This is a genomic window from Micromonospora sp. NPDC049171 (assembly GCF_040648275.1).
Lineage (GTDB): Bacteria > Actinomycetota > Actinomycetes > Mycobacteriales > Micromonosporaceae > Micromonospora.
Window position 1 is genome coordinate 90,292 of sequence record NZ_JBEZDJ010000001.1, and the last position, 16,719, is coordinate 107,010.

At 71.4% G+C, this 16,719-nt stretch carries 13 protein-coding genes; 3 read left to right on the forward strand and 10 right to left on the reverse strand.

The features are described 5' to 3' along the window. Window position 1 precedes the first annotated feature (1 nt). Together AB0B14_RS00285 and AB0B14_RS00290 are read right to left on the reverse strand one after the other, a co-directional pair. A complete protein-coding gene (locus AB0B14_RS00285; protein ID WP_357075114.1) occupies window positions 2-1,174 on the reverse strand; it encodes an anhydro-N-acetylmuramic acid kinase in 1,173 nt (390 codons plus the stop codon). Between the two features lie 11 nt (window positions 1,175-1,185). Next, window positions 1,186-2,748 carry a sodium:solute symporter gene (locus AB0B14_RS00290; RefSeq protein ID WP_357520276.1) on the reverse strand — a complete coding sequence of 521 codons (1,563 nt, stop codon included), beginning with the start codon at window positions 2,746-2,748 and terminating at the stop codon, window positions 1,186-1,188. A gap of 263 nt (window positions 2,749-3,011) precedes the next feature. On the opposite strand from AB0B14_RS00290, the gene murQ reads away from it, so the two are divergent. Beyond that, on the forward strand, window positions 3,012-3,905 hold the full coding sequence (gene murQ, locus AB0B14_RS00295; RefSeq protein WP_357075109.1) for an N-acetylmuramic acid 6-phosphate etherase: 894 nt from the start codon (window positions 3,012-3,014) through the stop codon (window positions 3,903-3,905). A 96-nt stretch (window positions 3,906-4,001) separates the two neighbouring features. On the opposite strand, the gene AB0B14_RS00300 is transcribed toward murQ, so the two are convergent. The 4 genes from AB0B14_RS00300 to AB0B14_RS00315 all read right to left on the reverse strand — a co-directional run bounded on the left by AB0B14_RS00300 (window position 4,002) and on the right by AB0B14_RS00315 (window position 8,936). Then, window positions 4,002-4,280 carry a hypothetical protein gene (locus AB0B14_RS00300; protein WP_357075106.1) on the reverse strand — a complete coding sequence of 93 codons (279 nt, stop codon included), beginning with the start codon at window positions 4,278-4,280 and terminating at the stop codon, window positions 4,002-4,004. Between the two features lie 13 nt (window positions 4,281-4,293). Further along, on the reverse strand, window positions 4,294-5,034 hold the full coding sequence (locus AB0B14_RS00305) for a hypothetical protein (protein WP_357520279.1): 741 nt from the start codon (window positions 5,032-5,034) through the stop codon (window positions 4,294-4,296). A gap of 203 nt (window positions 5,035-5,237) precedes the next feature. Then, window positions 5,238-6,476, reverse strand: coding sequence for an MFS transporter (locus AB0B14_RS00310; RefSeq protein ID WP_357520281.1), 1,239 nt, complete (start codon window positions 6,474-6,476; stop codon window positions 5,238-5,240). 144 nt (window positions 6,477-6,620) lie between these two features. Next, window positions 6,621-8,936, reverse strand: a complete 2,316-nt coding sequence (locus AB0B14_RS00315; RefSeq protein WP_357520283.1) for a tetratricopeptide repeat protein — start codon at window positions 8,934-8,936, stop codon at window positions 6,621-6,623. Between the two features lie 118 nt (window positions 8,937-9,054). Between AB0B14_RS00315 and AB0B14_RS00320 the strand changes: the two genes are divergently transcribed. Both AB0B14_RS00320 and AB0B14_RS00325 read left to right on the forward strand, forming a co-directional pair. Continuing rightward, a complete protein-coding gene (locus tag AB0B14_RS00320; RefSeq protein WP_357075095.1) occupies window positions 9,055-9,654 on the forward strand; it encodes a hypothetical protein in 600 nt (199 codons plus the stop codon). A 161-nt stretch (window positions 9,655-9,815) separates the two neighbouring features. Further along, a complete protein-coding gene (locus tag AB0B14_RS00325) occupies window positions 9,816-11,081 on the forward strand; it encodes a PHB depolymerase family esterase (RefSeq protein WP_357520285.1) in 1,266 nt (421 codons plus the stop codon). A 48-nt stretch (window positions 11,082-11,129) separates the two neighbouring features. Here AB0B14_RS00325 and AB0B14_RS00330 read toward each other — a convergent pair whose 3' ends face one another. The 4 genes from AB0B14_RS00330 to AB0B14_RS00345 form a co-directional block, all read right to left on the reverse strand. After that, window positions 11,130-12,698 carry an RICIN domain-containing protein gene (locus AB0B14_RS00330; RefSeq protein ID WP_357520869.1) on the reverse strand — a complete coding sequence of 523 codons (1,569 nt, stop codon included), beginning with the start codon at window positions 12,696-12,698 and terminating at the stop codon, window positions 11,130-11,132. Window positions 12,699-12,842: 144 nt separating this feature from the next. Then, the gene (locus AB0B14_RS00335) at window positions 12,843-14,318 is read right to left on the reverse strand and encodes a family 43 glycosylhydrolase (protein ID WP_357520287.1); all 1,476 of its coding nucleotides are present in this window, start codon (window positions 14,316-14,318) and stop codon (window positions 12,843-12,845) included. A gap of 326 nt (window positions 14,319-14,644) precedes the next feature. After that, a complete protein-coding gene (locus AB0B14_RS00340) occupies window positions 14,645-15,304 on the reverse strand; it encodes a response regulator transcription factor (protein ID WP_357520289.1) in 660 nt (219 codons plus the stop codon). Then, on the reverse strand, window positions 15,301-16,671 hold the full coding sequence (locus AB0B14_RS00345; RefSeq protein WP_357520291.1) for a histidine kinase: 1,371 nt from the start codon (window positions 16,669-16,671) through the stop codon (window positions 15,301-15,303). The genes AB0B14_RS00340 and AB0B14_RS00345 overlap by 4 nt, the downstream gene beginning before the upstream one ends. Window positions 16,672-16,719 lie beyond the last annotated feature (48 nt).

The following is a 16,719-nucleotide window of genomic DNA, read 5'->3' on the forward strand; positions in this document are numbered from 1 at the left end:
GTCAGTCGGCGGCGATCAGCAACCGGTCCGGAGCGGTGTCGACGGGTGCCGGCAGCCGCAGCGGTTGGCGACCGGGGGTGATGCTGCCGAGCACCGAGGCGTGCCGCGCGCCGGTGCCCGAGGGCAGGGTGCCCGGCAGCCCGTGCACGGTCAGGTAGCCCAGCAGCGCGAAGGCCAGCGCCTCCTTGGCGTCCGACGCCACACCCAGGTCGTCGCTGGACGACAGGTCGACGCCCGGCAACTCCTCGGCGAGCATGCGCAGCAGTGTCGGGTTGTGTGCGCCGCCGCCGGAGACGACGAGTCGGGTGACGCCGTGCTCGCGGCAGGCGTCGGCCACCGTGACCGCCGTCAGCCGGGTGAGCGTGGCCAGCACGTCCTGCGGGTCTGGCGTCGGCGCGTCGGCGAGGGCGGCGAGCAGGTACGGCAGGTGGAACAGCTCCTTGCCGGTGCTCTTCGGGCCGGGCTGCCGGTAGTACGGCTCATCGAGCAGCCGCCGCAGCAGGGCCTGGTCCACCTGCCCGGCCGCCGCCCCGCGCCCGTCCCGGTCGTACTCCTCGGTGCCGCCGCTGAAGTGCCGCACGGCGGCGTCGAGGAGCGCGTTGGCCGGCCCGGTGTCGTACGCGAGCGGGTCCGCGTCCGGCGCGACGACTGTGATGTTGGCGATGCCGCCCAGGTTCAGCGCGGCGGGGACGCCGGGCAGGCCCCGCAGCAGCAGCGTGTCGAACAGGGCGACCAGGGGAGCGCCCTGGCCGCCCGCGGCGACGTCGCGGGAGCGCAGGTCGGCCACGACCGGGAGACCGGTGGCCTCCGCGATCCAGGCCGGCTGGCCCAGTTGCAGGGTGCCCCGGACCACCCCACCGTCGACCCAGTGGTGCATGGTCTGCCCGTGCGACACGACCAGGTCGGCGTCTCCGTCGCACAGTTGGGCGAGCGCCCGCGCGCCGGCCTCGGCGAAGGCCTGACCGATGCCGGTGTCCAACACCGTGATCGCCTCGGTGGTGGTCGGCGCGGGCGGCAGGGCGGCGGCGATCCGGGTGCGCAGTTCGTCGGGGTACGGGTGGCTGAGCCGGCCCAGTGGCCGCATCCGCAGGGTGTCGCCGCTGCTGTCGAACTCGGCGGCGGCGGCTTCGATGCCGTCGTAGGAGGTGCCGGACATCAGGCCGATGACACGCATCACGGTCTCCTTCACGCCCGGCCGGCGGGCTCTGCCGCCGGGTCGTCGGCGTCGTCGCCGCGCCGGTGGTCGTAGGGCGCTGCCGGGGCCGCGTGGAACCGGCTCGACACCGCGCCGACCAGCAGGGTGATCAGGACTCCGATCGGCACCAGCCACTGCGCGGCGATGGCGGTGGGGACGGTGTGCCCGGCCGTCGTGATGTCGATCTTGACGTAGCGGACGATGTAGGTCATCACCGCCACGGTGACCAGGAAGGCGACGAAGGCGTCGACCTGGTTGGCCCGGCTGACCAGGCGGCCGAGCAGGAACGCCCCGAGCAGCGCCCCGTAGGTGTAGCCGGCGATGGTCAGACCGGTCAGGTAGACGTTGCCGGTGCTGGAGCTGAACGCGCAGGCGAAGGCCGCCATCAGCACCGCCCAGACCAGGGTCATCACCCGGGCGAGCCGCAGCATCGCGTCGTCGGAGGGCACCTTGCGGAAGAAGCTGTGGATGAAGTCGGCGACCGTGGAGTTCGACATCGAGTTCAGCGCCGACGACAGCGACCCCATCGCGGCGCCGAGGATGCCGGCGACCAGCAGACCCGAGATGCCCACCGGCAGGGCGTGCAGGATGAAGCTCGGGTAGAGGTTGTCGCTGCTGTTCAGGCCGAGTTCCTTGAAGGTCTGACCCTTGTTGTACGACCACAGCAGCGCGCCGACCAGGGAGAACGCCGCGAACTGGATGACCACGAAGATGCCCGAGGAGATCATCGCCTGCTGTCCCTCGCGCAGCGTGCGGGTGGACAGGATGCGCTGGACGATCAGCTGGTCCGAGCCGTGGCTGGCCATCGCGAAGATCGCACCACCGATGATCGCGGTCGGCAGGGCGAACGGGCTGGTGAGCACGTGCGCGAGGTCGAGGTTGGTGTCGAAGAGCTGGAACTTGCCGGCGTCCAGCGCCTGCGAGTAGCCGTCGAAGCCGACGGCGTGGCTGAGCACCGCGATGGCCAGGATCGCCCCGCCCAGGTAGAGCCCCATCTGGATGGCGTCGGTCCAGATGACCGCCTTGATGCCGCCGAGGTAGGTGTAGATCACCGTGATCAGGGTCAGGACGATGATGATCGCCTGATAGCCGACATTCAGCCCAAACTCGTCGAGGAGCAGCTTGATGGGGATGGCCGAGGCGAACAGCCGTACGCCCTCGGCGAGCAGGCGGGTGAAGACGAACGTGACGGACGCCAGACCCTGGAGTTTGAGGCCGAACCGCTCACCGAGGTACTGGTAGGCGCTCACGAAGCCACCCCGCTTGTAGAGCGGGATGAGCACCGCGGCCACGACCACGCGACCGATCACGTAACCCAGGGCCAGCTCGACGTTGCCGAACCCCTGCCCGCTGTAGGCGCCACCGGGGACGCTGATCACGGTCAGGACGCTGGTCTCGGTGGCGACCACGGAGAACGAGACGGTCCACCACGGCAGCCGACCCTCGCCCACGAAGTAGTCCTTCGCGGACTTCTGTTTGCCGGACAGGCGTAGTCCGACATAGGCGATCACCACGAGGTACAGCACGATCACGACAAGGTCGAGTTGACGCACGGCTCGCTCCCAACCAGGAGTTGTCAATAAGTGACGCATGTCTAGCGTATCGCGAAACTTTTTGCCAGTCCCCGCCCGGGCTGGCTACGCTGTGGTCCCGGCCTGCGGATACGGGGGATGCGGGGCCCGGCGCAACGGCCCACATCCACCGTGCCGTCCAGGCTGGCACGGTCGGAACGGCGCGTTGCGGACGCGGCGCCCGACGAGCCGCGGCCCGTCGTCCGACCGGCGACTGAACACCAGCGAGAGGAACGAGTAACCCCGTGGACCTCAGCACCCTCGGCACCGAGACCCGCAACGACAAGACCAGCGACCTCGACCTGATGTCCCCCACCGAGCTGCTCCTCGCGATGAACGACGAGGACCAGACGGTGGCCCAGGCGGTCCGCCGGGCCGTGCCGGACATCGCGGCCGCCGTCGACGTCGTCGTGGCATCGTTGCGCCAGGGCGGGCGGTTGATCTATGTCGGTGCCGGCACCAGCGGTCGGATCGGCATGCTCGACGCCGTCGAGATCCCACCCACCTTCGGTACGTCGCCCGACCGGGTTCTCGGCCTGCTCGCCGGGGGAGCGCGCGCCTTCGGCGTCGCCGTCGAGGGCGCGGAGGACGACCCGAACCGTGCCGTCGCCGACCTCGACGCGGTCGGCCTGACCGCCCGCGACACGGTGGTCGGGCTCGCCGCCAGCGGCCGTACGCCCTATGTGGTGGGCGGGCTGGAGCACGCCCGCGCGCTCGGCGCGTCGACCGTCTCGGTGGCCTGCAACTCCGATGCGGTGATCAGCCGGTACGCCGACGTCGCCATCGAGGTGCCCACCGGCCCCGAGGTGCTCACCGGCTCCACCCGGCTCAAGGCCGGCACCGCCGAGAAGCTCGTCTGCAACATGCTCTCGACCGCCACGATGGCCCGGCTCGGCAAGGTCTACGGCAACCTGATGGTGGACATGAACGCCACGAACGAGAAGCTCGTCGACCGGGCACGTCGGATCGTCGCCGAGGCCGCCGACACCGATCTCGACAGCGCCGCGCGGGCGCTCGCGGCGGCGAACGGGCACGCCAAGACGGCCATCGTGCTGCTGCTCGCGAACTGCACCGCCGAGGAGGCCGCAGCCCGGCTGCGCGACGCCGACGACGACGTCCGGGCGGCGGTCGCGGCCTGAGACGCGGCGGCCGCGCCGACGGCCGCCTGCTCGCCCTCGCCTCGATCCAGAGTCGACGAAGCGCCCCGTCCGGGTCGGACGGGGCGCTTCGTCGTGTCAGCCGAGCTTCGGGTAGGAAACCGTTCGGTCCCCGTCGGCGGCGGTCGCGGTGGCCAACTCGATCCGGGGGGACCGGTCCGGCGGGAGGTGGGCATGGTCGGCGATGACGACGACGTCCACCTCCCCGTCGATCATGGCCTGCTCGACGGTCTCCCACGATGCCCGCAGTATTCCCGCGAATCGGTACGAGTGTCGGCGAAGGTGCGCAAGACACGTCGCGACGGCGGGCTCCGCCGGTTCGATGTCGGCGGGAATCCAGATAACGGCTATCTCCATGGTCCTCTCCTGATCAACGTCGTGGACGCGAGTGGGTGATCAGGAGTTGTCGTGGCGGTGGGGGACCCCGCTCCACCGGTCGGCCGGCAGCGCGCCTGTCGACGGCGGTGACGGTGCGCCCTGGGCCCAGCGACGCGCTGGGCGGGGCAGCCTCGGCTGGCGACGTGGGTGGATCGGTGCCGCCGGTGCTGGCACCGGTGGGCGCCGACGCGAGGGCCAGCACGAGCGCCGGTGGCCCCGACGCGGGACGGGCGGGTGACCGGGGCGGCTCGTCGGTGACCGCGGCCGTCGCCACCCGCGCCCGACCCGGTGTCCGGCCGTCGGAGGTGCCGTGCACGACCGGGGACACCATCGCCGGCACGGGCATCGCCGGTGCCGACCGCGAGGCGGCGCGTGCCGCCGTGGAGGCCGGGTTCGACGGTGTGGGCGTGGCCCGCGGCGGCGACGGCGACGGGCGGGCCGGCCGCGTCGGTACGACGGTGGAGGGATCGACCGGCAGCGGGACGGCCGACGGCAGGGGAGCGGCGGACGGCAGGGGGAGTGCGGTCGGCAACGGCAGGGGGATGGACAGCCGCACCTCGACGAGGTCGGGCACCCGCACGGTGATGGTGCTCGGCGAGGTGCTGACCTCCACCAGCTGGAGACTCGTCGGCAGCGGTAGCGGCGTGTCGGCGTGGGCGGGGTTGGTGCCCAGGGCCGCGCCGAGCGCCGCGGCCCCGAACGCCGCCGCCGGAAGGCTGTGCCGCAGCCGCATCAGACGGAGGCCACCGACAGTTGCGCCGCGAGCCCGGCCCGGCCCGATTCACCGGTACGGTGCCGCCGGCCGAGCGGTTGCCCGTCGCGTTCTGCCGTTCCCTCCATACGCGAGTTCTTGCCCCGGGAATCTCTGGGCTACACCTTCTGTCGATGCCTCGGTGGCTGGCGTGCCCCTCCGCCCTGGACGCGGGCGCCGGCGGATCACACCCGGGCTTCGGCGGGCGCCGGCGCGGGGTCGAGCGGCAGGTCGCGCATCCGGCGGATCGGGGTCGACAGATAGATGATCGGGGAGAGCACGGTGAGCGCGCCGAAGATCAGCAGGGTCGTGCGCGCGCCGAGCGGCCCGGCCAGGGCGCCGGCGAGCAGACCGCCGAGCGGAATGGCGCCCCAGGAGACGAACTTGACAGTGGCGATCACCCGCGAGAGAAGCTCCGGCGGACTGGCGAGCATCCGGTACGTGCGGGTGGTCACGCTGAGCACCACCGTGGAGCCGGCGAGGACGAGATTCCCGACGGCGAAGGCGACGTAGGCGGCGGTGCCGGTGCCCAGCGGGATCATGAGCGCGCCGACCACGCCGACGAAGGCCGCGATGATCAGACCACGTGCGGTGCCGAACCGGTCGGTGAAGCGCGTGGTCAGCGCGGCGCCGATGAGCGTGCCGAGCCCGTCGGCGGCGAGTAACAGCCCGACCAGGAGCGGCGACGCGTGCAGCTCGCGGACCAGGTAGAACGGGACGAGAGCCAGCATGGCGCCGTTGACGAAGTTCGTCGCGGTGGCGTCCCACATCGCCGGCCCGATGATCGGGTGGCGCAGCACGTAGTGCCAACCCTCGCGGATCATCGTGACCATCGGTGGCCGCTGGTCCGGTTGCCGCACCTGCCGGGCCGGCAGGGTGCGCAGCAGCACCGCGGAGACCACATAGCTGACGGCGTCCACGAGCAGCGTGGGCACCGCTCCCACCAGTTGCACCGCGAGCCCGCCCAGGGACGGCCCGCCCAACTGGGTGGCGGCATGGGTGCCCGAGTTGAGACTGTTGCGTGCCTGCAACTGGGCGGCCGGCACGATCTCCGGCAGGAACGTCTGGTTCGCCACGTCGAACAGCACGTTGGCGAAGCTCACGACCAGGGCGACCACGACCAGGTGGGCCACCGTCAGGGCGTCGTACCACCAGGCCAGGGGGACGGACGCGATGGCGAGGGCCCGGACCAGGTCCAGGGCGACCTGCATGCCGCGCAGCGGCACGCGCTGCACGATCACCCCCGCCGGCAGACTGATCAGGAGGTACGCGAGGTAGCCGGCCGCCGTGATCAGTCCCATGTCGAACGCCGACGCGTCCAGCACGACAAGCGCGGTCAGCGGCAGGGCCACCCCGCCGACCGCCGAGCCGAGGTGGCTGGTCGTGCTGGCCACCCACCAACGCCAGAACGCAGTAAGTTCCATAATGGAACTCAATATAGCGGTGCGGGTGCGGGCGGTCGACCCGGCAACCCGGGCCGTGGCGCCGGCCGTACGGCCGGACCGCGCGCCGGGGCAGCCGGGCCCGACTCGACGCTCCCCGTCCCTCTCCTGTGGGGTGGGCTCTGCTTACGGGAGTACGAGTTTCGCGCGGACGGCGGCGGCGTCCGGGTGGTTCAGGGCGGTGAGGATGTCCAGCGCCAGTTGCCAGTCGGCCCGAGCGGAGGTGGGGTCGCCGAGGGCGGCGCGGGTGTCGCCCAGTCGGCTGAGGGTGTCCGCCTCGCCCCAGCGGTCGCCGAGGTCCCGAGTCAGTTCGAGCGTGCGCTCGTAACAGTGCACGGCCTGGTCGTACTGGCCGAGGTGGTGGTGGGCGAAGCCGAGGCTGTCCCAGGTGGCCGCCTCGCCCGCGTGGTCGCCGAGCTGCTGGAGGAGTTGGAGCGCCTGCTCGCAGTACGCCAGGGCCGAGCTGTGCTCGCCGAGCTGGGCGTGGCACCACCCGACCGCGTTGAGCGCGTCGGCCTGGGCCCTGTCGTGGCCCGCGGCCCGGGCCAGGGTGAGAGTCCGCATCGAGTGCGCGAGGGCCTTCCGCGGCTCGCCCTGCCGGTCCCACAGCGCGGCGAGATTCTGGTGCGTACGCGCCTCGCCCTCGGTGTCCCCGCCAAGGACGTACAGCGCCAGAGCGCGTTCGAGGTGGTCGTGCGCGTCGGCATAGTGACCGACCACGGTGTGGGCGCCGGCGAGGAATCGGTGCGCGACAGCCTGCGCGACTCCGTCGCCGAGACGCTCGGCGGCGAGCAGGGCCGCCCGGCAGCTCTCGACGCGGTCGTGCCAGTGCCCCTGCCGGTCCAGGAAGGTGTCGAGAGCCCGCCCCAGCCGCCACACGTGCACGTCGAAGCCGGCGCCGGCGGCCTGCCGCAGCACGGCGAGCAGGACCGGGTGTTCGGCCGTCAGCCAGGCCAACGCCTCGGCGTGGGTGGTGGGCCGATCGGAGAGCACGCCGGCCACGGGCGCGGCCCTGAGGTGGTCCACCGGGTCGGCGTTCGGGCGCAGCAGTTCGTCGGCGGCGTGGGCGGTGTCGGTGTAGTGGTCGAGCAGCCGGGTCGTGGCGGCCCTGCGGTCCGACTCGGGATCGGTGTCGTCGGCGAGTTCGGTGGCGTACGCCCGCAACAGGTCGTGCGCGGTGAACCGCCCGGGCCGGTACTCGGTGAGCAGGTTGGCGCGGGTCAGTTCGGTGAGCAACCGGCGGGCCGCAGCCGCGGTGAGACCGGCCAGGCTGGCCGCCGCGGGCACCGTGATGTCCGGGCCGGGGTGCAGACCCAGCAGCCGGAACAGCCCGGCCGCTGGTGCGGTGAGCGAGGTGTACGACCAGGAGAACACCGCCCGCACCTCGCCGACGGCGTCACCCGCGTCCAGTACGCCGAAGCGCTGACCGGCGGTGCCCAACTCGCCCGCGAGGGTGGCCAGCGGGAAGCCGGACTGCTGGGCCCTGGCGGCGGCGATGCTCAACGCCAACGGCAGGCGGGCACAGGCGGTGATGATCGCCTCGGCGGCCTCCGGCTCGGCGGCCACCCGCTGCGCACCGAGCCGGTTGGTGAGCAGGTCGTTGGCCGCTTGCCGGGTGAGCAGGCCGAGCGGGAGCGGGTGCGCGCCGTCGAGGCTGACCAGAGAGGTGAGCTGGTTGCGGCTCGTCACCAGTACCAGCGTGCCGGGTGCGCCGGGCAGCAGCGGACGGACCTGTTCGGCGTCCCGCGCGTTGTCCAGCACGATGAGGATCCGCCTGCCCGCCAGCACACTGCGGTACAGGGCGGCCTGGGCGTCGAGTTCGGCGGGCACCCGCGCGGCCGGTACGGCGAGCGCGTCCAGGAAGCCGCGCAGCGCCGTCGCCGCGCTCAGAGCCTGCCCGCCCGGGTCGAAGCCGCGCAGGTTGACGTAGAGCTGACCATCGTCGAACCGTTCGGCGACGCGGTGGGCCCAGTGCACGGCCAGGGCGGTCTTGCCCACCCCGGCGGTGCCCGAGATCGCGGCGACCACAACGGCGGTGGGCGCGGTGGCGAGCTTGTCGAGCCTGGCCAGTTCGTCGTCGCGGCCGGCGAGCCTGGCCACGTCTGCGGGTAACTGCCGGGGCGCCAGCCGGTCCGGTGCGCGCGCCGCGCGGCGGCGGCTCTCGTCGATCCGGTCCCGGGCGGTGGCCAGCGCGCCCTGCTCGGCTGGCGTGGCGCCGAGCAGTCGCGCCAGATCGTCGAGCCGGTCGGTGGGCGGCAGCGTCTTTCCGGTGAGGTATTCCGCGATCGCCGTGTGCGACCAGCCGGTGCGCGCGGCCAACTCCCGGTAGGTCAGCTCACCGCCGCCCAGTTGGCGAGCGTGCCTGCGCCGCAACGCCCGCAACAGCCCGGCCAGGTCGTCGAGCGTCTGCGCCCCGGTGGCATCCAGCGCCCGGCCCCCCACACTCGACTGCTGACGTACGTCAATGTACGGCGGTGTACGGGATTCCGGCCAGAGGCTCGGCCCGATCGGCGATCCTGCTCGCGTGCAGAGCGCACCGACCGCACCCAGTGGAGGTAACGTGCCCGTACAGCTCAAGTCTCTGGTCACGGCCCTGACCGTGCTCGCGGCAACCCTCGCCGTCCCGGCGGCGGCCGCCTCGGCGGCGCCCGACGCGTCCGTCTGCACGACGAAGGCGGCGTGCGCCGACGGCGGCCTGCGCGCGACGTCGTCGGGCGGCAAGACTCGCACCACAGGTGACATCACGACGAACGCGATCCCGGTGCCGACGCCGCCCGCGTTCCCGCCGGGCACCCCCTGCTACCGCGAGGAGGTCTCCGAGCAGGTCTACGAGACAGCCACCTACACCACCATCTACACGTTGTACTTCCAGGCGAGTGTCTGCCTGTTCGCCAACGAGATCGTGCTGTACGGCCTGGACACCTCCCTCTCCTTTCCCAACGACGTGCAGGACCCCCGACTGACCTCGATGCGGTTCGTCGTGCGGGACCAGGTCGTCACCTACAGCCCGACCGAAAAGGACGGTTACTCCGAGCTGTGGGTGACCTTCTGCCCCGACCCGGCGCAGCCGAGCACCTGCCAGCGCTACCTGCACCGGCTGGGCCTCATCTTCAACCCCGCCTGGGTCTACCCGTTCTCCGTGTTCCAGCGCCTGGGCTGACCGGGCGACGACCTTCCTTCCGTGACTGATCAGGGCGTCTTCAGCTCCCACGACGTGGAGCGCCCTGATCACTCGTGCCGGCGCCGGTTGCCAGCGGATCTCGGCGGCGTTACGTTGGGATCTCATCGACGGATGTCTACGTCGCAACGTACGGGGGCCGCATGTCCACGCCTGTCACTCGTCGCACCGTCCTGGCCGGTGGGGCCGGTGCCGCCATCGGCCTGGCCCTGCCCGGCCTCGCCGCCCACGCCGGTGGCCGCCATCCCACCACCGTGGGCTTCACCCTCGACGCGACAACGCTCGACGGCGGCGAACAGATCACCTCGGTCACCCTCGACACCCGCCGGCTCGGGCCGATCGACCCGGCCGGGCTGACCCCCGCCACGTTCAGCGTGCACGCCAAGGCCACCAGCCCGCTCCCGATCGCTCCCGGCGACCAGATCTTCAGCGAGTACGACCTGGACCGCACGGTGACCGCGGCCCGCCTCGACCGGCACGGCAACATCGTGCTGGAGCTGAGCCACGCCGAAGGTCAACCCGGCGGCGGCACCCTCGGCTACATCCTGAGCAAGGGCCGCAACGTCCGGCTGGACCTCGTCTACACCATCACGCAGAACGCCCCGATCGCCCGGCGCCACGGCTCGCCGGTCACCATCACGCGCTTCGTGCAGGGACGGCTGTCGAACCCCGAGGTGGACGCCTTCACCCACCACGTCTCGGGCTCGGGTATGAAGTACCGGCTGTACTCCCCCGACCAGTCGCCCCGGCACGGTCGACGGCCGCTGATCGTCTGGCTGCACGGCGCCGGCGAGGGTGCCTCGTTGCCCGACGACTACTACGACAACGAGACCACCCTGCGCGCCAACCGGGGGGCGCTCGGCTTCGCCACTGCGCAGGCGCAGCGGATCTTCTCCGGCGCGTACGTCGTGGCTCCGCAGAGCACCTCCTACTGGATGGAGGACGGCCCCCGCTTCGCCCCGCTGATCCGCGAGATCATCCAGGACCTGGTCCGCCGAAAGCGCGTCGACCCCGACCGGATCTACGTGGTCGGTTGCAGCAACGGCGGCTACATGTCCCTGGAGATGACAGTCACCTATCCCGACCTGTTCGCCGCGTCGGTGCCGATCTGCGGCGTCGTCGAGCCGCTCGACGGGCAGGGCCCGCCGCTGATCACCGACGCGGAGCTGGCGAGGATCCACACCCCGACCTGGCTGGTCACCTCGCGCGACGACGACACCGTGCCACCGGAGACCAACTCGATCCACGCCCACGACCTCATCCCGGGATCGCTGATCAGCCTGTACGACCACGTCGTCTGGAACGGCTACCAGTTCCCCGGCCACTGGTCCTGGATCTACGTGGCCCGCAACGACCCGAGCCTCAACGGCACCCACATCTGGCAGTGGATGGCCCGCCGCCGTCGGTGAGCGCAGCGAGCGCGGCCGCCCGAACCCGGGCGGCCGCACTCCCTCAGCTCAACACCAGGTGAGCGTCGAGTTGACCCGCGTGACGTTGCTGATGGTGTTGTTCGCCCCACCGCAGGGGCTCTGGGTGATGTTGGTGCCGCTGACTGTCAGGTTCTGCAACCGGATGCCAGAGGAGATCGGGAACTCGGTCCGTGCCGCGATCCGCACCTCACCGCCGCCGGTCACCGTCCCGGACACCCCGGCGATGACCACGTTGTAGCAGTTCTCCACCAGGATCGCGTTGTTGCCGGTGTTCGAGATCGTCACCCGGTCGATGACCGCGCCACCGGACTCGGACACGCAGAAGATCCCCCGACCGCCCCCGGACGCGAGCACGGTGCCGACCCGGATGTTCGTCGGATAGGAACTGCCCACCCGACCGTTGCGGTTGGCCATCCGGAACGCGGCGTACCCGGTGCCGGCCCCGGCGCCCTGCGCGTCGACAGTGCCCACCGTGGCGTTGATCGTGTCGTTGAGCAGCAGGCCGGAGTCCCGGGTGTTGCGTGCCGTGACCGTGCCGATCGTCAGACCGTCCACACCGTAGGTCTCCACCCCGTGCGTCCCGGTTCCGGAAACGTACACGGTGTCGATGCGGACGTTGCGAACCTTGACCGCCCGGTCACCGCCGTGGTTGTCGATGCGGACGCCCAGGCCGGCGGAGAGCCGCATGTCGATCTGCCCGAGGGTCAGGTTGTTCACGTTGCGCATGAAGATCCCGTACAACGGGGACCCGGTCAGCGTGAGGTTCTGCACCTCGACGTCGGTGGTCCCCCGTGAGTACACGGGTGCCTGGTCACCCGAGCCCGACCCGGTCACGTTGATCGTGCCGCAGACGGCCAGGGTCGTGTACGACGGCAGTGACAACCGGGAGCCCGCGCTCATCGAGCCGGAGCCGCGAACCACCACCCGCTGCTTCGACGTACGACCGGCCGAGAGCGAGCTGACCGCCGCCTGCATCGCCGACAGCATGTCCGAACCCGAGTAGACAGTCGACGAGCCGTTGCGGGCCGTCCAGGTGCCTCCGCTCAGCACGGCCTCGGCGTTGCTCGACCCGCTGCCACACCCGGTACCCCCGCCGCCTATCGGCACCAACTGCCACTGCTGGTTCGGGCCGTTGCCGTCGGCGTACTGGCTGATCCGGCCGCCGTCGGCGGTGGACCGCTCCCAGACCTCGAGTGCCTTGGCCGAGTGGCGGTTGATCAGCCGGACGTGGCCGCTGTCGGAGTCGAGGACCTGGAACTGCTGGTTGGCGCCGTTGACATCGGACCACTGGCGGAAGTCGGCGCCGTCTGCGGTGTTCCACTCCCAGAGGTCGACGACCTTGCCGCTGTGCCGAGCCTTGAGGCGGTAGTAGCCGCCGCCGGAGGGGACGAACTGGAACTGCTGCCACGCGCCGTCGTTGCGGGACCACTGCTGGAGCACAGCGCCGTCCGCCGTCGAGGCGTCCCGGACGTCGAGCACCTTGCCGCTGTATCTGTTGACCAGCACGTAGTAGGCGTTGGTGTCGATGCTCGCCGCCGCTGCCGGCGGTGCGCCGAGCACGACGGCGGCGGCCGCGCCGACCAGCGTGGTGATCATGGCGAGGACCAGCCCCGCACGGATCGATCCGCCGCCGGACGGTCTTGTCCTGATGGTGAAAGGCATCGCTCCTCCTGGGCTGGATCGGCTCCGGGCGAGCCCGGACGGGTGTCGGCGACGGCGCGCCTCGCAACCGGCGGGCGACTATTCCAGGTGAAAGGTGGCCGAGGCGCGGTCGGCGCTCGAACTCACCGGCTCCACGTAGAGCAGGCCGCCGCGGTGGCGCACGTGTCGGCCGGGGAAGTTGTGGGACTCCAGGGAGATCCCGGCGCTGTCGGCGAGGCCGGACTGGCGACGGAAGCTCGCGTCGCCGCCGAAGAGGGCCGAGCCGTCGTTCTTCTCGACGTACAGGGCGTAGCCCCGGTGGCGCAGGTAGTACCCGGGGAAGTTCGTCGACTCCAGCGACACCGACCCACCGCCGGCGAGCCCGTTGACGATCCGGAACTGCGAGTCCGCCAGATTCGTCACGTTCGGCTCGATCCGGGCCCGGTACTCCCAGTGCCGGATGTAGCTGGTGGCCAGGTCGTGCGAACGTAGCCGGACCGGGGTGGCCCCGTCAGGCACCGGAATGCCGAAGTTCGGGGTGCCGTCGGCGTTCCAGTACACCTTCTGCAGCCGGGTCCGCCGGTTCGGATCGTTGAGCGGATCGCCGCTGATGTCGCGGTAGTTGCGGTCGTGGTAGACCAGGATGTCGCTCTGCCCATCCTCGGAGACGGTGAACGAGTTGTGGCCGGGGCCGTACTGGCTGGTGGCGGCGTTGCTGACGAACACCGGGTTGGGGCTCTTGCTCCAGGAGCCGGCGTCGAGCAGGTTCGCGGTGGTGGAGGCGCTCAGCATCCCGAGGCAGTAGTTGGCGTCGGTGGCGCTGGCCGAGTAGGTCAGGAAGATGCGGCCGTTGCGCTGGATCACCGCCGGCCCCTCGGCGACCCGGAAGCCGCGGGTCTCCCAGTCGTACGTCGGCACGACGAGCCGGGTCACGGTGCCCGTGATCTGCCAGGGGTTGGCACCCATCCGGGCGAGGTAGACGTTGGAGTTGTTGGAGATGCCCGGCTCCTGCTGCGCCCAGGTCAGATAGCGCACCCCGTTCGCGACGAAGGTCGAGGCGTCCAGGCTGAAGGTGTCCCAGGGTGTCGTGATCCGTCCGCGTTCGGTCCACGAACCGGTGAGCGGGTTGGCGCTGGCGTTCTCCAACGCGTACATCCGGATCCGCCACACGTCGTCGGCCCGGCCGGCGGCGAAGTAGATGTACCACCTGTTGTTGATGAAGTGGATCTCCGGTGCCCAGATGTGGGCGCCCATCTCTCCGCTGGTGTGCCGGCTCCAGATCGTCGACTCCGCCGCCGTCGCCAGCCCCTGCAGGGTGGTCGCCCGTCGCAGCACGATCCGGTCGTACTGCGGCACGGTGGCGGTCAGGTAGTAGTAGCCGTCGGTGTGCCGGAAGATGTGCGGGTCGGCCCGTTGGTTCACCAGCGGGTTCGTGTAGTTGACGGCCGGTGCGGCCTGCGCCGGCCCCGCCGCTGGCAGGCCGGCCGACACGGCGAGCACCACCAACACCGCGGCCACGACCGACCGTAGGCGGCGGGGGGTGCGGCGGTCGGCGTGGGGGAGTGGCAGCGGCATCTGTCCTCCGTGAGGTTCGTGGGCGACCGGTGGTCAGGACGGCGGTACCAGCCGACCCGTCGGGGTCGACCGGTCGAACGCCCGAGCAGCGACCGCGAACCGGGCGGGGTCGGGCCGGGGCCGAAGAGCGAGCGAGCCGGGATTCGTGACGGTGGCGTTGCGTCCAGGTTGCGTCATAGTGTTGGCGTTAACATTGACGTGTGTCAAGGAATTCTGGTCGTGACCTGCACCGTCTGGTCTGCCGCCCGCGCGGGGCCTCAGCACGTCAACCACGCCGGTGACCTCGGGTGGCCACCGCCGTCGCCGGCTTCTGTGCCGGCCCACGGTCAGGGGGCGACCAGGCCGGTCCGGTACGCGACGACGACGGCCTGGACCCGGTCGCGCAGGCCCAGCTTGGCCAGGATCCGGGCGACGTGCGTCTTCACTGTCGCCTCCGACAGGTGCAGGCGGCCGGCGAGCTCGGCGTTGCTCAGGCCGTGGGCCAGCAGGCCCAGCACCTCCAGTTCACGCGGGGTCAGGGCGGACAGGTCCCGGTGGATGGTCGGCGGGTCGGTGTCGCGTTGGGCGAACCGTTGCACCAGCCGCCGGGTGATCGTCGGCGCCAGCAGCGCGTCGCCGGAGCGGACCAGCCGGACCGCACCCACCAGATGCTCCGGAGTGACGTCCTTGAGGAGGAATCCGCTGGCGCCCGCGGTCAGTGCCGCGTACACGTACTGGTCCAGGTCGAAGGTCGTGAGCATGATGATGCGCGGCGCCTCGCCAACACCGGCGAGGATCTGGCGGGCGGCCGCGAGACCGTCCAGGTCAGGCATCCGGATGTCCATCAGGACCACGTCGGGCCGGTGCCGGTGGACCGCGTCGACCGCCTCGACCCCGGTCGTCGCCTCGGCGACCACGTCGATTCCGTCGGCGGTCAGGATCATCCGGAACCCGGCCCGGACCAACGCCTGGTCGTCAGCGACCACCACCCGCAGTGGTGTGGTCATGCCTCGCCCCCCAACGGTGCGCCCGTCCGACCGTCGCCCGCGACGCCGTCGACCACGACATTCTCCATCGGGATCAGGGCCTGGACACGGTACCCGCCGGTGAGTCGTGGACCCGCCGCGAGCGTGCCACCGTAGACCGCGAGCCGTTCGCGCAGACCGATCAGCCCTCGCCCGGTGCCGGTGGTCACGCCGGCTCGGCCGCCGGTGTCGGTGACCTCGACGCGCAGGTGCTCCCCGCCGTACTCGACGAGCACACGGACGGATGCGCTGGCAGCGTGTTTGACCGCGTTCGTCAACGCCTCCTGCACCAGCCGGTAGACGGTCAGCTCGATGCCCGACGGCAGCGGCCCCCGCTGCCCGCGGACGACGAGCTCGACCGTGACCCCCGAGTCGCGGACCCGCTGCACCAGCGCGTCCAGCCCGTCGAGACCGGGCTGCGGCACCAGGTCGGACCCACCCTCCTGCCCGAGAACGTCGTCGTCCATGGTGAGCAGACCCATCACGTGCCGCAGCTCGGTCATCGCCGCCCGACCACCGGCCTCGACCGCGAGCAGCGCCGCCCGGGCGTCCTCGGGCCTGGACTCCATCACCTTGCGGGCCGCGCCGGCCTGGATCACCATCACGCTCACGTTGTGGGTCACCACGTCGTGCAACTCCCGGGCGATCCGGGCCCGTTCGACCTCCGTCGCCCGGCGCAGCGCCTCGACCTGCTCGTGCTCCATGGCCACCATCCGCGCCCGGCCCTCGTCGGCGTGCTCCTTCCACCGGCGTAGCCCGTCGGCCGCCACCGCGATCGGCAGCAGGATCAAAAACGGCACGGCGCTGTCGGACACCGAGCTGGCGTCCGACTGCAGCCCGGCGTGCAGGATCGCGGCCGCCGGTAGGCTGGCCAATGCCAGGATCTTGTACGGGCTGAAGACGGCGGCGCTGTAGCCGGCCACCACGCAGGCGAAGAAGGACAGCCGCAGCGCGGCCGGATTGCCGTCGACCAGCCCGGCGCTGGCCAGCACCACCCAGAGCGTCCCCAACGGGTAGCGGCGGCGAAACACCAACGGAAGCACGACGAGCAGGAGCAGCGCCGCCGTCCAGCCGGTGCCGTCGTCCTCGACCGGCAGGAAGGGCGGCCACACCGGGTCGGGTGGCACCGGCGGCCCCCGCCAGAGCTCACCCCGATCCACCTCGACCCGGTACGGCCTCGGCAGGTCCGCGTCACCCGTGCCCGCCTGGATCGCGAGGAGACCGAGCCCGAGCGCCAACAGCGCGTCGAACAGCTGCCCCCGGCGTGACAACTGCGGCAACTGGCCGACCGGACGCGCCAGGGACCGGATGTGCGACCACAGCCGGATCACCACCGCACGTCCCGTCATCGGTTCATTCTCGGTGCCGACCGCGCCGGTGGGCATCCGCCTGGCGAG